The sequence below is a fragment of the uncultured Ellagibacter sp. genome (genome assembly GCF_934636505.1).
Taxonomy (GTDB): domain Bacteria; phylum Actinomycetota; class Coriobacteriia; order Coriobacteriales; family Eggerthellaceae; genus Ellagibacter.
Map to the genome: position 1 here is coordinate 23,758 of NZ_CAKUAL010000001.1, position 21,455 is coordinate 45,212.

The window sequence follows — 21,455 nt, forward strand, 5'->3', positions numbered from 1 at the left end:
CCGCTTGCAAGGATGCCTCTTGCTCCGTGCGGGCCGGTTACGCAATCGGCAGGGTTGCTGTGAAGGTGGTGCCCTCTTCGTCGCTGCTCTTCGCGGTAATCGTGCCGCCGTGCTCTTCTGCGACTTCTTTCGCGATGGAAAGTCCCAGGCCAAAGCCGCCTGCACCGCTCGTGCGTGCCTTGTCGGCGCGGTAGAAGCGGTCGAACACGTGCTGCAGGTCCTCCGCCGATATGAGCGAACCCGTGTTGTGCACGATAAATCGCGCGCCCCCATCCTGCGCATGCAACTCGACGCGCACCTTGCCGTTGTCGCCGGCGTACTTGCACGCGTTATCGAGAAGCGTCGTGACCAGGCGGCGCAGACGCTCGATCGACCCCTGCGCGGCAATGCCCTCGTCCACGTCGCTTTCCAGCTCGATGTTGCGCTCGAAGGCCACCGATTCGAACTGCAAAAGCTCGCCTTCCACCAGGTTTGACAGGTCGATGCGCTCCTTCGGCTTCGATTTCACGATGTCGGTCTCCTCGGCGTCGAGGCGCGCCAGAAGAAGCAGGTCGGCCACGAGCCCCTGCATGCGCTCGCCTTCCGCCTGAGTGCTTTCGACCCACTGGCTCTGGCTTGCGATGGTGCGCTCGGGGTGCGACATGAGAATCGAGGTGTTCGCGAGGATGACGGTGAGCGGGGTTTTCAGCTCATGCGAGGCGTCGGCTACGAACTGTCGCTGCTGCTCCCACGCGCGCTTCACCGGGCGCAGGGCCCAGCGGGAGAAGAACACGCTGATCACGAAGAAGATGGCGAGCGCGACCACGCCGACGCCCGCGAGGGTGAGCGCGAGGGTCTGCCATCCGCTTGCGGAGCTGACGTCGGCGAACGCGACGCGCTCGATGCCGGTGTCGGAGGTGCGCTTCTCGTAGAACAATCCAAGTTCGGCAAGCTCGCCCGAACCGTCGGGGGCATCTGCGAGCTGGGATATTGCCTTTTCAAGCACGTCGTCTGCAATCGATGCCGAAGCCGCCGACCCTGCGAGCGCATAGTTGCCGTTCTTCAGGATGCGATACACCGCCACGGGGACATGCGGGCCGCTTCCCGCAGGTCCGCCGCCGATTTGCGGAGGGGTGCCATGCCGCGCGCCGTCGTCTTCCTGGTCCCCGTTCGCCTGGTCGTCGGGGTTGCCCGCGTCCTGCCCCTGGTCTTGCCCGGGGTCGCCCGCATCCTGCTCCTGCGCGCTTTCCTGCCTCTGGGCGTCACCCTCGGTCAGCGCGAGACCCTTCGACTCCGTGAACGCGATGGCGTTGCTCATCGCTTCGTGCACGGAAGCCACGCTTTGCTGGTAGTTGATGACGCAGATGGCGGAGAAAATCACGGCGAGCACCACGGCCACGGTGGCCATGTTGAGCGCGATGAACTTGATGCGGAGCTTTTTCAGCATGGGAATCTCTTCGGGGAATGCGGCGCAGTCTTACGCGCTCGCGCGATTGTCGGTTGAGGCGCCTTCTGCGGCGAAGCGATACCCAGCGCCGCGCAATGTCTCGATGCGCGATGCTGATCCCAAAAACTTCAGCTTCTTGCGCAGGAATGATACGTAGGCTTCTACATTGTTCTCGTCGGCGGCCGCCTCCAGGCCCCACACTTTCTCGATCAGCGTGGCCTTCGACACCGCGGCGCCTGCGTTCGCCATAAGGACGCGGGCGAGCGAGAATTCCTTGTAGCTGAGGTGAATCGATTGATCGCCGCAGGTCAAGTCGTGGCTTTCCAGATTTAGCGAAACGTCTCCCGAGGTTATCGCCTCGAAGAGCACCTCGCCTTGGCGGCGCGTGAGGGCGCGCAGGTGCGCCATAAGCTCGGCTGGGGAAAACGGCTTGGTCATGTAATCGTCGGCGCCCGAATCGAGCCCGCAAATTTTGTCGGGCACGGCGTCGCGCGCGGTCAGGAGCAGCACGGGCGTGTTCACGCCGGCGCGCCGCAGGTTCGACACGACGGTGAACCCGTCCATCTTCGGCAACATCACGTCGAGGATGACGACGTCGTAAATGCCGCTTTCCGCATAATCAAGCCCCGACTGCCCGTCGTGCACGGCGTCAGTTTTGTAGCCGCTTTCCTCGAGGATGCGGCAAAGTGCCTGGGCAAGGCGTACATCATCTTCGACTACGAGAATCTGCACAGCGCTCCTCTTTCACGTTCGGTGCTTTCTTGATTGGAATACTAGCACGGTTTTGCGAAGGAAATGTCCCGACGCGGGTCCTTGCGGACGCCCCGCCGAGACGCGAACGGCCGCCACCGCCTCCGCGCTGGGGATCGTGGATGGGGCGGTTGCGGCCGTGAGGCTATTGTCGGGGACGACCCTGAAAACAACCTGAAAGAAACTGCCCGATTTTTAGGTTTGAGCGTTTCTTTCAGGGTTCTTTCAGGGGCGCTTCGTAGCATTCGGGGTGTCGGCAGGCGGGGCCATTTCCCTCTCCTCCTCCCTTTCCTGTATCGGTGATCGGCCCCGCGCCGCCGACGGCACAACCGCCCAAGGGACGACTTTTCGCCCCTCTCCAAAAGGAAGCATATACCTATGACGAGCTATCAAGAGGTTTTCGAGCGCAAGGAAGTCAAGTACCGCCTCGATGCAGCTCAGCGCCATGCGATGCTTGCGGCGCTCGAGGGGCGTATGGCTGTCGACGATTACGGGACGACGAGCATCGTCAGCCGCTATTTCGACACGCCCGACCGGGCGCTTATCGAGCGATCGTTGGACAAGCCCCTCTACAAGGAGAAGCTCCGCGTGCGCAGCTACGGCATCCCCGGCGAGGACGACCAGGTGTTCGTCGAGCTCAAGAAGAAATACAAGGGCATCGTGTATAAGCGTCGCGTCGGTTGCTCGTACGCGGCAGCGCGGGCGTACATGGGCGGGATGCCTTATGAGCAGGCGTGTTGCGAATTTCCGCTGCCCGATCAGATTCTCGCCGAAGCGTCGCTTTCGCCGCGGAGTTTGCAGATTGCGCGCGAAATCGATGCCTTCAAGGAGCGCTATACCTCGCTGCGCGCATCGATGGTGACGATCTGCGACCGCACGGCGTACGCGCCTCTCGCGATTGGCGGGGAAGGTGAGGCGGCCGACGTTCCCTCGACGCTGCGCATCACCTTCGACGAGAACGTGTCGTATCGCGACCTGTTCGAGGAGGCGCGTGTCGCGCAGGCGTCGCGCAGGCGCCCGCCCGTCGGGTTCGGCATGCCGCGCCCGCTTCTGCCTGCTGACGAGTCGATCATGGAGGTGAAGTGCGCCGGTCCCTTCCCGCTGTGGCTCGTCGACGCGCTCGACGGTTGCGAGGCGTACCCCTCGTCGTTCTCCAAATATGGCGCGGCCTATCAGGCGAGCATGCGCAAGGCGTCGTAAGGAAGGCGATGCGGTTGCAGAAAATGGCGCGGCTCTGTTCACGTGGATGATTCGCCGTGCTTTGCGTGCAGCTTGGGAAGGCTACGGCTGCGGGTTCGGGAAGGGTCGGCCGGCATTCTGCTCGGAAAATGGGAAGCGAGGGACAAAAAACGCCGATATGTGAGTCGCTTTCGAGTTGGCCGACAAAGAAGGTCATGGCGTTTTCGCATAAGGCCAGGTCGCAACTTCTCGCCTTCTGCTTGCGCCTCTTCCTCGGCGCAAAGCGACTCACATATCGGCGTTTTTTGTCCACGGCGCATCGAATTTCGGGAAGAAGAGGTTTGGAGGGCTTCTTTCCCTCAGTTTTCGTCCCCGTTCATGCGCGCGACTCGTCTTCGATAACCTCTCCTCAAGAAAGGATTCTCCATGTCGGATCTTATGTTCTCGTCGGTGTTCGGAACCGCCGACTCGCTCGTCTCGTCGGTTTCGGCGTCGAGCTTTCTTTTGTGTTCCGTCGTGTCTATCGCCCTCGGTCTCGTAATCGCCGGGGTCTACATGTTCCGTCATCGGTACTCGAAGAACTTCGTGGTTACGCTGGCGCTTCTGCCGCTCATCGTGCAGATGGTGATTACCCTGGTCAACGGCAACCTTGGCGCGGGCATCGCCGTCATGGGCGTGTTCAATCTGGTGCGTTTCCGCTCCATTCCCGGCAGCGCAAAGGACATCGGCAGCGTGTTTCTGGCGATGGCGGTGGGCCTTGCCACGGGCATGGGCTTTCTCGGCCTGGCGGTTCTGTTCACCGCAATCATCGCGGTCGTGAACGTGGCGTATGTGCTCTCGCCCCTCGGCCGTCCGCGCGAAGCGGAGAAGACGCTTAAGATCATCGTCCCCGAGGACCTGGAATTCGACGGCATCTTCGACGACGTGCTCGATCGTTTCGCCGCCGAGCACGAGCTCACCGAAGTGACCACGTCGAACATGGGAAGCCTCTACACGCTGGAGTACACGCTGCGCCTTCGTGAGCCCGGCATGGAGAAACGCCTGATCGACGAGGTGCGCTGTCTTAATGGGAACTTGAAGGTGACGCTCGGGAAATGCGAGCTCAAGCCGCAGGGGGTGTTGTAGAGATGGGGAAGCGCACGGTTGAGAAGGCGAGCTGCGAGAGGGGGCTCTTCGGCAACGCCCAGTCGCTCAAACAGTCCTCGCTTCGCTGCGGAACTCGCTTTGTGGGCGCCGCCGAAGAGCCCCGTCAGGTCGCGGCCCGTCCCTCCGGCAACGCCCAGTCGCTCAAACAGTCCTCGCTGCGCTGCGGAACTCGCTTTGTGGGCGCCGCCGAAGGGGCCAGGTCGGGTTGCATGAGGCGTCTTGCCGCACTTTGTATCGCCGCTGTGCTCGTTTTCTCGCTTTCGGGGCTGGGCGGCTGCTCGGGCGCAGAGTCTTCTTCTGCGGCGTCGAGCAGCGCTGCCGCAACGGCCGACTCGGAGTCTTCCGCCTTTGAAGACGTTGCCGCAGCTTTCGACGTTTCGGCTCTTGACCTGGACTATTCGAATCGCGACCTGGACGCAAGCTACAACGAGGCATCTGCCACGCGCATCACGCTTTCGGGGTCGTCTGCGAGCGTTGACGGCTCGGGCGCCGCAGTCGATGGCTCGACGGTGACCATCTCATCGGAAGGAACCTACATTATCTCAGGCGAGCTTTCGTCGGGGCAGATCGTCGTCGATGCGTCCGATGACGCGAAGGTTCAGCTGGTACTTGCGGGGGCGACTATCCACAACGAGAACGGTCCCGCAATCTATGCGAAAAACGCCGATAAATGCTTCGTGACCTTGGCCGATGGTACGCAAAACTCGCTTTCCGACGGTACCGACTACGCGCTCGAAGATGACTCCGATGAGCCGTACGCGACGCTCTTTTGCCGCTGCGACCTCGCCATCAACGGCGCGGGGGCTCTCAACGTCACAGCGAATTACCGCCACGGCATCTGCTCGAAGGACGACTTGGTTGTCACGGGTGGCATGCTGAACGTGACGGCAGTCGAGGATTGCCTGCGCGGTCGCGATTGCGTGAAGATTGCCGACGGCACGTTCAGCCTGGTGGCGGGAGGTGACGGCATCAAGTCGAACAAGGACACGAAGGCCGCGCAGGGTTTCGTGAGCATCACAGGCGGTACCTTCGCAATCAACGCGGGCGACGACGCGGTGCAGGGGAAGACCTATATTGGCATCACGGGCGGAACGTTCGGCGTGACCTCGGCCGATGACGCGTTCCATTCCGACTTGCAGATGGCGATTGCAGGCGGTGGCTTCACGGTGAGCGCGGGCGATGATGCCTTCCATGCGGAAACCGAGCTTGCGGTCGACGACGGCACCATTAACGTGGCCAGCTGCTATGAAGGCCTCGAGGCGGAAAAAGTATACGTGAACGGCGGTGATACTTCCATCGTGGCGTCCGATGACGCGGTCAACGCAAGCGCTGCCGACCTCTCGGATAGCTCGGCCGATTACGAGGAAGCTAATGATAGTGGCGCTCCTGGTGAGGACGGTATTGCTGTCAATGGAAAAACGCCAGGCGAAGGCGGGCCTGCCTCGGGTGGAAGCCCTGCGGATGGCGCTAACTTCCCAGGTGGTGACCAGGGTGGATTGAGCGGCCAGGTTCCGCAAGGCAGTGCCCAGGGGCAGGGCGAGGGGCAGGCTCAGAACGGCACCCCGCAAGGCGAAGCGGCCCAAGGTGACGCACTGCGGGGTGACCAAGGCGGCATGCAAGGTGAAGGCGGGCCCTCCCAGGGTGCTGGCAGCCAGGGCGATGCTCCCCAGGGCGGCCAAGGTGGCTCACCCCAGGATGCTGGCAATCAGGGCGGTGCCCCTGGCGCAGGTTCTTCCGACTGCCTTATCCAGATCAACGGCGGAACGCTCGTGCTCGACTCGGCGGGCGATGCCATCGACAGCAACGGCAGCGTGGAAATCACGGGCGGTACGGTGCTCGTCAACGGCCCGTCGAGCGATGGTGATGGCGCGTTTGACTACGACAGCGAGGCGACCGTCTCGGGTGGTACGGTGCTCATGATCGGCTCATCGCGCATGGCGCAGAGTTTCTCGAGCGGCACTCAGCTGTTTCTCTACACCGCGAACGTGAGCGGCAGCGCGGGCGAGACGGTCGCAATTGTGGACGCAAACGGCAATGTGATTGCGTCGATGACAGCTACCAAGCAATTCGGCATGGTGCTGGCAAGCAGCCCGAAGTTTACCGAAGGTGGGGAATATTCTCTGGTGATAGGCGGAGTGTTGACGAACGTGGATGCGCATGGCTATACCGATTCCGGGACCGTCTCGGGCGGTAGCTCGATTTCTGCAACCGCGAGCACCACGCCTTCGTCGAGCGTAGGAGGCGTGGGGTCGGGTCCTGGCGCACGGGGTCGGTAAATGACTGGCGGGCGGCGCTTCTGACGCGGAGAGGACGCCGCCCCGTTTTGACGGGCGAGCCTTACTGGGCGGGGATGCTTACTCTCCGCCCGCGACAACGGTGACGGTTCCCCCGTCCATTTCTTTCGTTATCTGAAGTTCGTATTGTGACAATAAGCAAGTATCACCAGAGCAGATATCTGTGGTGTGCGTGCAGACAAGTGCTTTCGGAATAGCGAGACGGCCGTTTTCGTCGGCGAATTGCCGATCCATGGCTTCATGGCTGGGGCAGTCCCAAGGAGTGCTGTCGACCTCCGCATAGGGTATGGGCTGTTCTGACGCATCTACGATTTGCAGGGTGAAAGCGACATAGCGAGCGGTTGGCTGCATGACGGCGATTGCCGCGCCGATTGCTACGACAATCGCGACGACAAGAAGCGCTGGAAGTACGACCCGCCTAGTCGTAATCATATGGGATTATCCTTTCTGTTTGAGGATAAATGCTATAGAAATGTTATCAATAAATCTAGAAGGTGCGTGCAAGTTCTTTACGGGTTGGTTCTTGTGGGAAGAAGTGCGCTTTTGGAGAGGGGGACATGCCAGAAATCGGGCACTCTTCATCATCTCTGGGAGCGAACGCGGGGAGTCGGGGAATGCGACTCGGATGCTGGCCTTCTCTGAACTGGCCTTATGCCCGCATGCCGTTCGCGGTGACCTGCCGCAGGGCGCGAAGATCGCCTCCTAGGGGCCGCTCGTTGATGAAAACCGCCCGATTTCTGGCAGGTTGGGGCGTTCTTGAGCGCAGAGGGTTGCGACTCCCCGTCATGACGAGCTAATATATGTCATGACATCCTGAAAGGAGACCAGCTATATGAAGTCAAGGGATAATCCGAAGTTTTTTGAAGCCGAGTAGGTTTATCCGATTAACGCACTTTGACAGCCGAATATCGAATGCTTTTGGGCGCAATGGGGCGCATCGCAGATGCGATGGCGGCTAGGGCGGATATGCCAACCGGGGCTACTTGGCCGGGTCGTACGGCTTCCCGTCGCGCATGACGGCGTAGACGACGTGGCACAGCTTCCTCGCCACGGCGGTGACCGCGACGCGGTGGGGCTTGCCCTTGCGGCGCAGCTTGTCGTAGTACTCCTTGAGCCTCGGGTCGTACTGCCTGGCCCGGTTCGCGGCCAGCCACAGCGACCTGCGCAGGTAGGGCGAGCCGTGCTTGGTTATGGGAACGCCCTCGGCCGAGTACTTGCCCGACTCGTCGACGCCGGAGTTGAGCCCCGCGTACTTCACGATCGACGCGGCGTTCCTGAACCTCTTCACGTCGCCGATCTCGGCGACGATCTGGGCGTCGGTCGTCGTGGACACGCCGGGGATGGTCGTGATGTTGGGCTCGACCTTCCCGAGGAGCGAGGCGACCTCCTTCTCGACCTTGGCAATCGTGGCGTTCAGGAACTCGACCTGCGAGACCATCGTCCTGATCTGGAACGAGGCGGCCTCCTCGCCGAGCCTTATGCCGACCGACGATTTTGCCGCGGCCTTGACCTCGGCGGCCTTGGCGTCGCCGAGCCTGCCGCGCGAGCCCTCCGACAGCAGCTTCGCTATCGAGGACGCCCGCTTGCGGGCGACCTCGGAGGGCGTCGGGCATTCCGCGAGCACCTTGAGCGACGCGGCCCCGAACATGTCGGAGAACAGCGCCGCGTATTCCGGGAAGTAGGCGTCGAGCACGCATATGGCCTGGGTCTTCACGGCGGCGAGCTCCTGCTTGAGCCCCTGGTGGTAGCGGGTGAGCTGCTTGAGCGCCTGCACCTCGTCGGTGGCCAGCCTCGTCTCGTCGTAGTCGCCCTGGCGCAGCGTCTCGGCTATGAGCCAAGAGTCGATGCGGTCGTTCTTCACGCCGGACAGGCTCTTGAGCTTGCGCATGGCGTGCACCTGCATGGGGTTGACGACGCACACGCGGTAGCCCGCGGCCATCAGGTAGGCGAAGCAGGCCTTCCAGTAGTGGCCGGTGGCCTCCATGCCGACGAACACGTCGTCCTCCGACTCGGCGACGGACTCCAGCCAGGCTATGCACCTCCCGAAGCCGGCCTCGCTGTTCTTGAACTTCATGGGCCTTGCGGCCTCGGCCCCCGTCTCGTCGACGGCGCCGATCACGTGGTCCACCTTGGCGATGTCCACACCTGCGTAGATCATGGGCGGCTCCTTCCGCTAGCGGCGGGCTCCTGCTACCGCACCCGGGACCGCTACCTCCTAGAAGAGATCCGAGGAATGGCGCGCGGCCACCCTCATCCAGCTTATCCGCGGCCTCGCCCGGATGGGGCAGGTTGCCAGACTCCTTTACGAGAAGCAAGGCTCTCATCGGCCATGTCGGCAACCCTGCCCGCCAGAATCTGCATTGCATCCATAAGCATTCGATAAAAGGCTTAAAAATGCAACGACTTAAAGATAGGAGTGGTCATGGACGCAGTGATGAAGGTGATGCGCAGCGGCAACAGCGAAGTTGTGGCGCTGCCCGCCGCGTGGCGGCGCAAGCATGGAGTGACGGCAGGCGATTACCTCATAGTCAGCGAACTCCCAAACGGAAGCATCGTGCTCAAGCCGAAGAAAGACGGGTCAGCGGAAATAAAGGAGCGTCTTGCTGCATTGCGCAAAGACAACGCACGCTGTACTGCGCTCGTCGATATGAGCATCGAGGAGGAGAAAGAAGCGGCACATGAGCGTGAATAGCATCTTTCTTGACACGAATTTCCTGCTCGACGCTCTTGTCGAGGGTAGGCCGCAGAGTGCAGAGGCCTTCGATGTCTTTTGTGCTATAGCCGACGGTAAGGTCGCTGGTTTCGTTATGCCAAGTCAGCTCGTCGACTTCTACCACATCGCCCGAAAGGGAGGTATGTCCGACGAGAAAAGGCGAGAAAGCGTCGGGCTGATTTTGGATTGCTGCTCGGTTTGCGCGGTCGATCAGTCTCTGCTTCGCAGTGCGCTACGATCCGATGAGCCGGACTTCGAGGATGGACTCATTCGCCAGGCGGCAGAGGAGTTCGGGGCTGATTATATCGCTACCCGAGACGAGAAAGGTTTTATAGGCTCAACCGTGCCGAAAGCCGAGCCTCGTGAGCTTGTCCAGCACCTCGGTCTGTGATTGAGGCGCTCGCGGGATTCTCTGTACTTTTGAGGGCTTCTTTTATGCCGTCGTACAGGGCGGCCGTGAGAGTCTTATTCAAGGACGATGAGTGCCAAACGGAAGCTTTTCGCACCTGTACTATGGTGGGGACATGCAATCACTACGGGCTGAGTATAGTGAACCCAGCAAAGGGCGCGGCGAAGAGGTGGCGAGTCATTAAGCGTTCCCCGCGCGCGGGATGGTCTCAACTCCGACCTCGCGGGCTGCAAGTCCACCATAAACGCTTCCCGCGCGTGGGGATAATCCCTGTTGACGCACCTAGAAAGAATGGACGCGGGCCTCGGTTCTTAACCAGGGTGCGCGTCCATAACAGAGTTTATATCATATCGGGACTTCCCAGCGCGTGCGGGGTGATCTTTGGCCGACAATGACTTGGGACATCAGGCGACGGTGCGTAATGCTCACTCGGGTCGACCTTGGAGGTCTGCGCTATGGCTTTCGTGAAAGGAAGTAGACTGCGCGAGGAAGTGGAGCATTGATCCTCGTGGGCAGGGACTTCGGATGCAGAGGAGGCTGGTTTTGGATCTGCCGGATGAGCAAATTGTTGAGCTGGTGTCGAAAGGCGGCCCGAGGGCCTGTCTTGTTCTTGCTGATTTGCTGGAAAGCGGCGAGTCCTATCCGGGTCCTATCGAGGACATCAAAGCAATGACGAACGATTATTCAAGCGTAGCGTTTGCCTACCCCGTTGCTTCTATTGCGTGGGCCTACCTCGAGGCCCATAAAATCGCTCGCTATGATGGCGATGATTTCCTGATCGCAGGCCTCATCGCTGCGACCCTCGATGGTTCGTTCTGCGGAAGGGCCTACGAATGAGGCGCAGGAAGAAGGCAACAACTCGGTGAAGGCGCAACTCCGCGGCGAGACGCGGTGCGGACGGCCGAGGCCGAGAGTCGCGCCTCTTTCGTGGCGCGGTGCGGACGGCTGGGGCTGAGAGCTTGCCCCCTTTGGCAAGGTGCGCGTTTCGAGAGGGGGGACATGCCAGAAATTGGGCACTCTTCATCATCGCGGGGAGCGAACGCGGGAAGTCGGGGAAGGCGACTCGGATGCCGAATTCGCCGACCTGGCCTTATGCCCGCATGCCGTTCGTGATGACCCGCCGCAGGGGGTGAAAATCGCTTCCCAAGCGGCTCATGTTGATGAAAACCGCCCGATTTCTGGCAGGTTGGGGCGTTCGTTCGTTCGTGCGGTCGTCCGATTGCTGCTTCGCAGCGCGTCAGTGACGCTTTCCGTGGGATGCCGGACCCGGCATCCCGCCGCGAAGATACGCGGCGAGACGGTTTAGCCCTTTAGTTGTCGTCGTCGTCAGAACATGAGCAACTGGAGGGCTTCTTTTATGCCGTCGTACAGGGCGGCCGTGAGAGTCTTATTCAAGGACGATGAGTGCCAAACGGAAGCTTTTCGCACCTGTACTATGGTGGGGACATGCAATCACTACGGGCTGAGTATAGTGAACCCAGCAAAGGGCGCGGCGAAGAGGTGGCGAGTCATTAAGCGCTCCCCGCGCGGCAATCTCAGCGCGCGGGTCCCGGGGCCAACGCCTTCCGCAGGTGTCTCCCCGAGTGTGTGAGACAACCCCGACTCCGCCGTTTTTCTAGGGAGGGTTTGCGATGCCGGAACCGAAGAAGCGCGCCGTGAAGCGTACTGATGCGCAGCGCGCGGCGGAAAACAAGTACAAGAAGGCGAAGCAGAAGAAGATCCAGTGCAATTTCTTTCCGCCCGATTACGATTTGTACGAATTCGCGAGGAATCGGGAGGAAAGCATGTCGTCATACCTGAAGCGCCTCATTCGCGAGGACAAGGAGAGGAGCGAGAACGGTTCGCAATGAAACAGGTGCTTGATTTCCTGATTTTCATCTCGGAGCTCGTGATGCGAAAGGGATTCTCGTGAAGATCGTCAACCTTACCTGCCCAGGCTGCGGCGCTCGGCTTGAAGTCGACATGGATAGGAAAATGGCTTTCTGCAGCTATTGCGGTGCCGCCCTGCCAGTCGATGACGAGATTCAGAAAGTCCAGCTCGACGGAGCAGAGAAGGCTGGGTACGAATTCGAGAAGGGTCGTCAAAGGGCTCAAGCGGAAGCGGCGCAGGTATCTTCCCAACCTCAGCAAGTCTGCTATCAACCAGCCTCCCAGCCAACTTTCCAGCCCCAAGTCCCTCCCCAACCCCAGCAGGCATCCTGCCAGCCGGCCCCTCAAGAGCCCCCGAAGAAGCGCAAAACGTGGTTGTGGGTTCTGGGGTGGATTTGCATTTTCCCCGTTCCGCTCACGATTATCATGCTGAACAAGGAAGACATGAGCAAAAAGGCTAGGTACGGCATCATTGCCGCAGGTTGGATTCTCTACCTGCTCATCGGGCTTGGTGGCGGTGGATCGAAGTAAGCGCCAAACGCATCCGTCCGCGCCTATGAGTCGGGTCGGCGGGCGGTATAGCCAGCTCAATCGCACTTCGTGTTTGACGGCGGAATCTTCCCCGAAAAACGCTCTTCCGCTCTAGTCTGTTGGAGTAGAATAGCCCGTGGACGAACGGCTATTCAATCGGCGTTTTCGCTGGGAAGAGGCGGGGTTTGGCTCAGCACATCTTCACATACGACTGCACATTGCGCGACGGCGAGCAGTGCGAGGGTATCTCGCTTTCTCTTGACGACAAGCTGCGCATCGTGGAGCGGCTCGACGCGTTCGGCGTCGATTTCATCGAGGGCGGTTTCCCCGCGTCGAACCCGAAAGACATCGAGTTCTTCCGCCGTGTGAGGGAGCTGCCGCTTGCCCATGCGCGCATCGCCGCGTTCGGGTCTACCTGCAAGAAGGGCACGCTGGCCGACCAAGACCAAGGGCTTGCCGACCTCATCGAGTGCGGCGCTCCTGTGGCAACCATCGTCGGGAAAACGTGGGATGCCCAGGTCACGCGCGCGTTGCAGACCACGCTCAAGGAAAACTTGCGCATGATCGCCGACTCGGTCGCGTATCTGAAGGCCCACGGGCTCACCGTCGTGTTCGACGCCGAGCACTTCTTCGACGGCTACAAGGCAAATCCCGACTACGCGCTCGCGTGCATCCGCGCGGCAAGCGAGGCCGGCGCCGACTCCATCGATCTTTGCGAGACGAACGGCGGCGCGCTTCCCTTCGAGGTGGAAGAGGTGGTCGGCGTCGTTGCGCGTGCGCTTCCCGGCCAGCAGCTGGGCATTCACTGTCACGACGATTCCGGCTGTGCGGTGGCCAATGCGCTTTCCGCTGTCCGTGCGGGTGCGCTGCAGGTGCAGGGCACCGTCGGCGGCATCGGCGAGCGCGTGGGCAACACCGACCTGCTCACCGCCATCGCCGACATGGAGCTCAAGATGGGGCTCCGCTGCGTCGGCTCCGACAACCTGCGCGACCTCACGCGGACCGCCCAGTTCGTCGCCGAAACGTGCAACCTGTCCGTTCCCGCGCACCATCCCTACACGGGCGCCTCGGCGTTCGCGCACAAGGGCGGCCTCCATGCGAGCGCCATCGCGCGCTTCCCGGAAGCCTACGAGCACACGAGCCCCCAAAACGTCGGCAACGCAACGCGGATGCTTGTGAGCGAGCTTGCGGGGAAGGCGTCGCTTGCCGCGAAGGCGAAGAGCCTGGGAATCGACCTTTCGGGCGACGCGCGCACGCTTCAGGCGATTCTGGACGACGTGAAGGCGCGCGAGGCACACGGCTACTCCTACGAGGTTGCTGACGGGTCGCTCGCGGTGCTGATCAGGCGGCATCTCGGCTTATACGAGCCCCATTTCAGGCTGGAGAGCTTCCGCGTCATCGTGGACGATCGGGAAGACACGGGCGCTCTCGCGAAGGACGCGGCGAGCGAGGCCACGGTCAAGATTCATGTGGGTGATCGCCGAATCGTCGCCACGGGCGAGGGCACGGGCCCCGTCGGCGCACTCGACGCAGCGCTTCGCATGGCCATCACGGAGTACCTGCCCCAGGTGGCGAACATGGAGCTCACCGACTACAAGGTGCGCATTTTGGATGAGGAAGGCGCCGGCACGAGCGCCACGACGCGCGTCATCATCACCACGAGTGATAAACGCGGCAGTTGGGGCACGGTCGGCGTGAGCGAGAACATCATCGAGGCATCGTGGAACGCGCTTGTCGATTCCATCGAGTACGGCCTCATACGAGCAGAAGGGTAGTGAAATGAGCGAACTGAGAACCCCCGAAGTCGAGAACCTGCTGTCCGTCTTCGCCAAGTTAAACGATAAAGATACAGTGTTTGCCCTGCTCGAGGACTTGTTCACGATTCGCGAGATTCGCGAGACCTCGCAGCGTTTGGCTGTGGCCCGCCTGCTTTCCTCTGGCAAGCCCTATTCCGCGATCGAGGAGGCAACAGGTGCCTCGGCGACGACTATCGCCCGCGTGTCGAAGTGCCTCTCTTACGGGTCGGGCGGTTACGCCGCCGCGCTCGAAGCGCTTGGTGACAAGAAGGAATAGCCCGCAAGTCTCCTAGCGCTCGGCGCGTGCGGCGAACACTTCCAAGATGAGCTGGGCACGCGTCCCGATGAGGGTCGTGTTCTCGTCGAGGAACCGGCGCACGTCGCTTAGGGGAAGCTGGAAGGGCGCTATGAGCTCGCTTTCTTCAGGTTGTGCATCGCCCGCCTTCTCCACCTGGGCAAATACAATCTGGATTGCCTCATCGGTTAACCCTGTCGACGAGAATCCCGCCTGGGGCAAAAGTCGTACAGGCTCATCGACGTCGGTGCGCAGGCGGTACCCCGTCTCTTCGCGCAGCTCGCGGTCGACGCATTCGCGGATGCTCTCGTTAGGTTCCTTCAAGCCTGCGGGGAACGCGATGCACCAGGAATTCAGCGGATAGCGGAACTCGCGGATCATGAGCAGCGTTCCTTCGCGCGTTTCGCCCACGATGCAAACGGCGTCTACGCGAGGCGCTTCGCCGCGGGCATTCGCCATAAGGCCCGCGCGGTATGCTTCCAGCTTCTTACGCGATGTGCTCTCGTACACGTAGTCGGTGCCGTCGGGCAGCTCGTAGGTGAGGATGTACTTGTTGATCCATCCTTCGCTTACCTGCTCGATGTTCTTCAGTTGCGGAATGCCGCTGGTCGTTGCTGCGTTCATCTGCCCATCCTTTGCCGCATCGTTGCTCGGCGCCATGATACACCAGGTGCGGGGCGAGAAAAAGAAAGCCCGCAGGGGGAGGATCCTTACGGGCTTTCGCGCTGGGCTTATCGGACGCGCCCGGCGTCAATCGGAGAAAAAAGAGAGGGAAAGGAAAATCGAGAGGGGAAAGGCTACGCGATGGCGATGGTCTTCTTCTCCTCAAGCTTGGGTTGCGGCTGCGGCTTGGGGACGTCGATCACGAGCGTGCCGTTCTCGAAGCGAGCCTTGATGTCCTCTTCCTTGACATCCTCGCCTACATAGAACGTACGGCTGCACTTGCCCTCGAAGCGCTCCTTGCGTACCCAGGTGCCCTTCTTCTCGTCGCCTTCGGAGGTCTCGGTCTTGGTCTCGGCGTTTACGGTGAGGTAGCCGTCCTTAAGCTCGGCCTGAACGTCTTCCTTCTTGAATCCAGGCAGGTCGATGGTCATTTCGAAACCGTCGTCATGCTCCTTGATGTCGGTGCGCATCAGCGTGGAGGAAGACTTCGGCGCCGGGGTGAACGGGGTGTTGAAGAACGCGTCGAACGGATCGGCCATCAGGTCATTAAAGAAATTCCTACGAGTCGGCATAAGCATGGTCATCATTGTCATCTCCTAATAACGGGGGGCGCTCTGTTTTGGGAATCGGCGGAAACCTGCTGTCGCGGTTGTTCGCTCGCTTTAGCGGTGGGCGGCAACGTTGCCGTGCCCGCCTGCAGTGGGCTAAAACCCTGCGGCGCCTTGCCTTCGCTTCTTCTCGGCGTCCCTTCTTGGTTCGACTATCGTTATAGACTCCTCATTAGCACTCGTCAATGGAGAGTGCTAGTTCGTCACAAACCTGACACATTTGCTAGAAGGTAACTTGAGTGGAATACGCTTAGATAATCGGAAGGCGACGCCGAAGAGAAGGGGAAGGGGCAGGTTGTTCGCTCGCTCTCAGCACGCCGTTTGCGCCCCTTCCGCGTCTTGATGCGCGCTTCGCATCTTAGGTTTCCTCCGCTATTCCAACCTGTGCCGCGATAGCGGCGAGACCCGTTTCGCATTGCAATCGCGAACGGGTATTCTCGAGCGGTCGTCAAACGAGTATGCTTTGCGGAGTAAGGGGCGAAAGGAAGCGGGGTGTGGTATGGCTCGAATCGGCGTGATTTCCGATACGCATGGCATTTTGCCTGTTGAGGCATTCAATGCGCTTGCTGATTGCGAGCATATCATCCATGCGGGCGACATCTGCAGCCCCGAGATTATCCGCGATCTGCAAACGCTTGCGCCTGTGACAGCCGTGCTCGGCAACAACGACTTCAACGAGTACGGCACCTCGGTGTGCCGCTACGCCCGGCCCGTCATCGATGGCGTGCGCTTCCTCGTGGCGCATTACCCGCGGGATGTGCGCATCACGTTCGCGGGGTCGGGTGCGCTCGCGCCGGGCGATCCGCTGCCAAACGTGTGCATTCATGGGCATACCCATGTGCCCGAAATCGTGGTGGGGAAGGAAGCGCGCCCGGCCGACCTGCTGCTCTGCCCCGGCTCGCCCACCAGCCCCCGCGGGGGGTTCCCGCAATGCGTGGCGAAGATCGACGTGTGGGAGGGCCGCATTCTGCGCGCCTGGGTCGAGCGGACCACGCGCGGTTGCCACTGCGGTGCGGTCGTGCTGCGCCACGACTTCACGTAAGGCCGGCCGCATTCGCGCCCTCGGGGCTTTGCGGCGAAAGCGCGCGGGGCGGGGCCCGCCGGGGGCCCACGAACGGGACGGGGTCGGGCGATTTGCCTCACTCCTGTAGCACATCCCCGAGTTCGTGGTCAACTGAGCGAGTTGTGCGCCCCTGCTTCTCTCCTTGCGCTCGCGTGGAAAAATCGCGACCAGGCCTTTTCCCAGCAAGGGCTTCCCAGCCGGCTTCCAGGAGCGCGAAAACGCCGACTTTCCGCGATCGAAACGTCGCACAACTCGTCCAGCTGACCATGAACTCAGGGGAGTGCTCCTCCGAGGGCTTTTTTTGAACAATTGAGAATTATTCCCGGGCGAATGAAGGCCGACTTTCGCGGGGCTATGGTTGCTGCAGCAGTAGCTGCTGCGCGTGCGTTGGGATCTTGGAGCGCGGCCGGCTGTCTGGGGATGGTCGACTCGCTTCCTAGGATGGGTCGGGCGATTTGTCTCAGTCGTGGGACGGGGGACGGAAGGGCGAGAATCGACTCGTGGGGCTAGGGACGCGGGGTGCAGAGACTGCGCGATCAACCCCATCCTCGTTATGCAAAACTCCGGTTGAAAATATTGCGAAATGCCGAATGAAAAAATTGCAAAACCGCGGTTGAAAACATTGCAAAATACCGAATGACAATGCGGTACAATAGCTACTTGGAATTTCGGAAAGGCCAAAATCGAGCATCAACGGCTAAGGATGGCGTTATGAGCAGAACAAAAACCCTCACGCCGGAAGGCTATAGGCCTCGTTTGATCGAGCGACGGCTTGACTCATTAATGGGAGCATTTGGCTGCGTTGAGGTTAATGGTCCTAAATGGTGCGGGAAGACGTGGACAGCAATGTCGCGAAGCGCCAGCATGACCAAGCTCGATGACCCTGCGCAACGGGAAGCGGCTGAACTTGACCCAACGCTTGCGTTGCTTGGTGATCCCCCGCATCTCGTTGACGAATGGCAAGAGGTGCCTGAGGTTTGGGACGCTGCGCGTCGTTTCGTGGACGAGTCGGGCAATAAGCGTGGAATCCTTCTATTTACGGGCTCAACCGCCTTGAAGAAGGATGAGCGGCAAAAGGTCCGCCATTCAGGAGCTGGTAGAATTGCTCGCTTGTCAATGCGCCCCATGGCATTATGCGAATCAGGTGAGGGCGAGGCGATGGTGTCGCTTTCGTCCTTGCTCAACGGCGAAGCGGTTGTCCCCGCAAGAAAAGAGTCGGGGCTCCTTGATGTTGCTCGGTGGTGCTGTCGTGGCGGTTGGCCGGCAAACCTCGGTCTTTCCGACGAGGCCGCAGGCGAGACTGCATCGCAATATATCCAGTCAGTGCTTGACGTCAATGTAATCGAGGAAGGCAGATCACCTGCAACTGCGCTCGCTCTCATGCGAGCGCTCGCGCTTAACGAGAGTCAGGCTGTTACTTACAAAACCCTCGCAAAAGACATGTCGAATGGAGAGGCCGTGCCGACCGATGAGACGATAGCGTCATACCTCGAGCTGTTCGATCGGTTGAGCATAACGGAAGAGCTGCGCGGTTGGTCGCCTCCCATGCGTGGAAAGGCGCGCGCTCGAGTAAAGCCGAAGCGTTACTTCTGCGATCCATCGTTGGCGGCGGCTCTTTTAGGAGCTGAGCCCACGAGGCTTTTACGAGACACTCAAACGCTCGGAATGCTATTCGAAAATTTGGTCATCCGCGATTTGCGCGTATTCCTCTCCTCTTATTCGGGTATAGGAAACGAACTATTCTACTACCGAGATAATACTGGTCTTGAAGTCGATGCAATCGTGGAGTGCGGTGGCGTCTGGGGAGGCGTCGAGATCAAGCTGTCTGACACCAAAGCCGACGAGGGGGCGAAGTCCCTGCTTTCGCTTCGTGATAAGGTTGCGTCGAACCCCGCAGCCAAAAACGCAGAACCAGCATTTTTGGCAGTGGTAGTTGGCCGTGGAAGCGTAGCATATCGGCGCGACGACGGCGTGTGTGTGATTCCTGCAGCGATGCTTGGCGCTTAAAGGAGCTCCTCACGTTTCAAGTAGGCGAGTGAATGCGAGTCGGGCGATTATTGCGGTTCGCTCGCTCGCCTCTGTGAATGCGAGGGGGTTGATCGATATTTGGGCAACCCCCTCGTTCTGCGGGCGCGGCTGCTCGCCGCCGCCAGTCATTTCGCTTTGCGGGCGCCAGCTGTCAGCAGCCACCTCGCTCTGGGAACGCCAGCTGTCGGCGGCCTTCTCGTCCTTATGCGTTCTTCAAAAACGCCAGGTAACCTTTGTAGGCCTCGTAGATGTCGGCCTTGCTCGTCACTTCCCAAGGCGCGTGCATGGAAAGCACGGCGACGCCCGAGTCGATGACGTCCATCCCGTACTTCGCGGGCAAATATGCAATCGTTCCGCCACCACCTGCATCGACTTTGCCCAGTTCAGCGGTTTGGAAAGACACGCCCGCATCGTCCATCACGCGACGCACGCGCGCCACGTATTCCGCGCTCGCGTCGTTGCTGCCGCTCTTCCCGCGTGCGCCCGTGTACTTGTTGAACACGAGCCCGCGCCCGAGAAACGCCGCGTTTTTCGGCTCGAAGACGCTCGCGTAGGCGGGGTCGAAGCCGGCAGACACGTCGGAGGAGAGCATGCTCGATGCGGAAAGCGCACGTCGTAGCGGGAGCATGCCGCCTTCGCCGGCGAGCTCCATGATCTCGGCGATGGTGTTCTCGAAGAAGTTCGATGCCATGCCGGTCGCGCCGACGCTTCCGATCTCCTCCTTGTCGACGAGCACGGTGACGGCCGTCTTCGCCAAATCCGCTGGCGCCTCGAGCTGCGCGATGAGCGAGGTATAGGCGCATACGCGGTCGTCCTGCCCGTAGCCGATGACCATGCTGCGATCGAAGCCCAGCTCACGGGCGCGCCCCGCCGGCACCATCTCGATTTCCGCGGAAAGGAAGTCGGCCTCCTCGATGCCGTACTTGTCGGCCAGAAGCTTCAGCGCGAACGCCTTCACCGGCTCCTTCGCGGCGTCTTTGTTCTTCGCGCCCTCGCCGCCCTCGCTCGCGTCTTCGCCTTCCGCGTCCTCACCCTTGAGGGAAAGCGGGCGGTTGCCGATGAGAATGTCGAGGTCCTCGCCCTCGACGATCTTGTTGCCCTTCTTGTCCATCTGCTGGCTTGCAAGGTGAATGAGCAGGTCAGACACGCAGAAAACGGGATCGCCCTCGTCGTCGCCCACGTTTATGTCCACGACCGTGCCGTCCTTCTTGGCGATGATGCCGTGCATGGCGAGCGGGAGCGTGACCCACTGATAGTTCTTGATGCCGCCGTAGTAGTGCGTGTCGAGAAGCGCGAACCCGTTGCTCTCGTAGAGCGGATTCTGCTTCAGGTCGAGGCGGGGGCTGTCGATATGCGCGCCCAGAATGTTCATACCCTCGCTCAGGGGCTTGCTTCCCAGCTGCACCAGGATGAGCGCCTTGCCGTGGGAATGTGCCCACACCTTGTCGCCCGCGGAAAGCGCGCGCCCCTCGCGGACGGCGTCGGCGAGCGAGATGTAGCCCGCTTTCTCGGCCATGCGGATGGCGGTTGCGGCGCAGCGGCGCTCGGTTTTGTTCTCCGAAATGAAGTCGATGTAGTTGCTGGCCAGGCCTTCGAGGGCCTCGAGGTCCACCTCGTCGTACTTCTTCCAAGCTACTTCGTGTTCCATGTCCTTCGACCTTTCGTGTTGCCCAAGGCATATCGTGATGCGGCCAATTATAGTGCACGACGCCCGTGCCTCGGCGGATGTGAACGTTCTGCGAATTGCGGCGGGGAATGCGAGGAGGCAACTTGCGTGAGGTTCGGCAACTTGCTATAGTTCCTTATTGAGATAAGTTCTCAATAAGACGAGGTTAACAAAACAAGTAACAAGAACAATTGAGAGGGGCACATTATGAACCTTCGTACCGAACTTCCCACCGCTGAGAACTCCAGCAACTTCAACGCTGTCGCCAACGCCGCCACCAAGGCGGGCACCACGCTCGAGAACCTGAAGGCCGCGGTTGCGGGCGAGACCGGCGCTTCCGCCAAGTACGCCGCCTTCGCCAAGGCCGCCAAAGAGCAGGGCTTCGACCAGCTCGCACGTCTGTGGGAGGCAACTTCTGCTGCCGAGCAGATCCACATCAACCTCGAAGCTTCCCTCGTGGAGGCCGAAGATCCCTCCTACACCCGCCCGACCGCCGAGGCTCCGGCTCCCGAAGCCATCGACCTTAACCTGATCGCCTCCGCCAACGGCGAGATCTTCGAGACCTCCGACATGTACCCCACCTTCATCAAGAAGGCGCAGGAAGAGGGCCACGCCAAGGCTATCAAGGTGTTCACCAGGGCAAAGCTTGCCGAGGCTGTTCATGCCGAGAAGTATCTCGAGGCGTACAACAACATCGACGCCGCCGATGACGACGCGTACTACCTCTGCCCGGGCTGCGGCTACATCCACAAGGGCGAGGACTTCGAGAAGTGCCCGATCTGCGGCGTTCCGAAGGCGAAGTTCGAGCGCTTCTAGTTCTTCGCGGTGATGTGTGCGGCTTGCGGCAGGCGATCCCCGCGCATCGCGGAAGGTGGGCGTTTTCCGCGCGGTTGCGGAATGTGAGCCGACTGCCGCAGCATCATGCGAGTGCGCTTCGGCGCGTTCCACGTGAAACATGCGAAGCCGAGTCCTTCGGGGCTCGGCTTCTTCACTTTCTGTGCAAATTGGCAACCCGTCGG

The 21,455-nt window shown here is 60.8% G+C and carries 20 protein-coding genes; 13 read left to right on the top strand and 7 right to left on the bottom strand.

What is annotated here, in order from left to right; all coding sequences use genetic code 11:
- Window positions 1-37: 37 nt before the first annotated feature.
- Window positions 38-1,426 carry a HAMP domain-containing sensor histidine kinase gene (locus tag Q0G18_RS00090; RefSeq protein WP_297148312.1) on the bottom strand — a complete coding sequence of 463 codons (1,389 nt, stop codon included), beginning with the start codon at window positions 1,424-1,426 and terminating at the stop codon, window positions 38-40.
- A gap of 30 nt (window positions 1,427-1,456) precedes the next feature.
- Window positions 1,457-2,158, bottom strand: a complete 702-nt coding sequence (locus tag Q0G18_RS00095; protein WP_297148316.1) for a response regulator transcription factor — start codon at window positions 2,156-2,158, stop codon at window positions 1,457-1,459.
- Window positions 2,159-2,554: 396 nt separating this feature from the next.
- Between Q0G18_RS00095 and Q0G18_RS00100 the strand changes: the two genes are divergently transcribed.
- The 3 genes from Q0G18_RS00100 (at window position 2,555) to Q0G18_RS00110 (ending at window position 6,777) form a co-directional block, all read left to right on the top strand.
- The gene (locus Q0G18_RS00100) at window positions 2,555-3,376 is read left to right on the top strand and encodes a polyphosphate polymerase domain-containing protein (protein ID WP_297148318.1); all 822 of its coding nucleotides are present in this window, start codon (window positions 2,555-2,557) and stop codon (window positions 3,374-3,376) included.
- A gap of 405 nt (window positions 3,377-3,781) precedes the next feature.
- Window positions 3,782-4,480, top strand: coding sequence for a DUF4956 domain-containing protein (locus Q0G18_RS00105; RefSeq protein WP_297148320.1), 699 nt, complete (start codon window positions 3,782-3,784; stop codon window positions 4,478-4,480).
- A gap of 2 nt (window positions 4,481-4,482) precedes the next feature.
- Window positions 4,483-6,777 (top strand): carbohydrate-binding domain-containing protein, encoded by a 2,295-nt coding sequence (locus tag Q0G18_RS00110; protein ID WP_297148323.1) that lies wholly within the window; start codon window positions 4,483-4,485, stop codon window positions 6,775-6,777.
- Window positions 6,778-6,855: 78 nt separating this feature from the next.
- Here Q0G18_RS00110 and Q0G18_RS00115 read toward each other — a convergent pair whose 3' ends face one another.
- Window positions 6,856-7,227 (bottom strand): hypothetical protein, encoded by a 372-nt coding sequence (locus Q0G18_RS00115; protein WP_297148324.1) that lies wholly within the window; start codon window positions 7,225-7,227, stop codon window positions 6,856-6,858.
- A 547-nt stretch (window positions 7,228-7,774) separates the two neighbouring features.
- A complete protein-coding gene (locus Q0G18_RS00120; protein WP_297148325.1) occupies window positions 7,775-8,953 on the bottom strand; it encodes an IS110 family transposase in 1,179 nt (392 codons plus the stop codon).
- Between the two features lie 264 nt (window positions 8,954-9,217).
- On the opposite strand from Q0G18_RS00120, the gene Q0G18_RS00125 reads away from it, so the two are divergent.
- From Q0G18_RS00125 to Q0G18_RS00155, 7 genes are all read left to right on the top strand, one after another.
- Window positions 9,218-9,487, top strand: a complete 270-nt coding sequence (locus Q0G18_RS00125; protein WP_297148327.1) for an AbrB/MazE/SpoVT family DNA-binding domain-containing protein — start codon at window positions 9,218-9,220, stop codon at window positions 9,485-9,487.
- On the top strand, window positions 9,474-9,899 hold the full coding sequence (locus Q0G18_RS00130; protein ID WP_297148329.1) for a PIN domain-containing protein: 426 nt from the start codon (window positions 9,474-9,476) through the stop codon (window positions 9,897-9,899). The genes Q0G18_RS00125 and Q0G18_RS00130 overlap by 14 nt, the downstream gene beginning before the upstream one ends.
- 561 nt (window positions 9,900-10,460) lie before the next feature.
- A complete protein-coding gene (locus tag Q0G18_RS00135; RefSeq protein ID WP_297148331.1) occupies window positions 10,461-10,754 on the top strand; it encodes a hypothetical protein in 294 nt (97 codons plus the stop codon).
- Between the two features lie 794 nt (window positions 10,755-11,548).
- A complete protein-coding gene (locus Q0G18_RS00140; RefSeq protein ID WP_297148333.1) occupies window positions 11,549-11,767 on the top strand; it encodes a hypothetical protein in 219 nt (72 codons plus the stop codon).
- 58 nt (window positions 11,768-11,825) lie between these two features.
- Window positions 11,826-12,317 (top strand): hypothetical protein, encoded by a 492-nt coding sequence (locus Q0G18_RS00145; RefSeq protein WP_297148335.1) that lies wholly within the window; start codon window positions 11,826-11,828, stop codon window positions 12,315-12,317.
- 185 nt (window positions 12,318-12,502) lie between these two features.
- Window positions 12,503-14,092, top strand: coding sequence for a citramalate synthase (cimA, locus tag Q0G18_RS00150; protein ID WP_297148337.1), 1,590 nt, complete (start codon window positions 12,503-12,505; stop codon window positions 14,090-14,092).
- Between the two features lie 4 nt (window positions 14,093-14,096).
- Window positions 14,097-14,390: a YerC/YecD family TrpR-related protein gene (locus tag Q0G18_RS00155; protein ID WP_297148339.1), complete on the top strand. Its 294-nt coding sequence runs from the start codon at window positions 14,097-14,099 to the stop codon at window positions 14,388-14,390.
- 12 nt (window positions 14,391-14,402) lie between these two features.
- Here the strand turns inward: Q0G18_RS00155 and Q0G18_RS00160 are convergent, their stop codons facing one another.
- Entirely contained in the window at window positions 14,403-15,032 is a 630-nt protein-coding gene (locus Q0G18_RS00160) for an NUDIX hydrolase (protein WP_297148340.1), read from the bottom strand.
- 173 nt (window positions 15,033-15,205) lie between these two features.
- Window positions 15,206-15,655: an Hsp20/alpha crystallin family protein gene (locus tag Q0G18_RS00165; protein ID WP_158048917.1), complete on the bottom strand. Its 450-nt coding sequence runs from the start codon at window positions 15,653-15,655 to the stop codon at window positions 15,206-15,208.
- A 523-nt stretch (window positions 15,656-16,178) separates the two neighbouring features.
- On the opposite strand from Q0G18_RS00165, the gene Q0G18_RS00170 reads away from it, so the two are divergent.
- Together Q0G18_RS00170 and Q0G18_RS00175 are read left to right on the top strand one after the other, a co-directional pair.
- Window positions 16,179-16,721, top strand: a complete 543-nt coding sequence (locus tag Q0G18_RS00170; RefSeq protein WP_297148342.1) for a metallophosphoesterase family protein — start codon at window positions 16,179-16,181, stop codon at window positions 16,719-16,721.
- A gap of 804 nt (window positions 16,722-17,525) precedes the next feature.
- Complete coding sequence (locus Q0G18_RS00175) at window positions 17,526-18,749, top strand: DUF4143 domain-containing protein (protein WP_297148375.1); 1,224 nt, start codon at window positions 17,526-17,528, stop codon at window positions 18,747-18,749.
- A 223-nt stretch (window positions 18,750-18,972) separates the two neighbouring features.
- Here Q0G18_RS00175 and Q0G18_RS00180 read toward each other — a convergent pair whose 3' ends face one another.
- Window positions 18,973-20,418, bottom strand: coding sequence for an aminopeptidase (locus Q0G18_RS00180; RefSeq protein WP_296062616.1), 1,446 nt, complete (start codon window positions 20,416-20,418; stop codon window positions 18,973-18,975).
- A gap of 225 nt (window positions 20,419-20,643) precedes the next feature.
- On the opposite strand from Q0G18_RS00180, the gene ngr reads away from it, so the two are divergent.
- A complete protein-coding gene (gene ngr, locus Q0G18_RS00185) occupies window positions 20,644-21,252 on the top strand; it encodes a nigerythrin (RefSeq protein WP_297148344.1) in 609 nt (202 codons plus the stop codon).
- Window positions 21,253-21,455 lie beyond the last annotated feature (203 nt).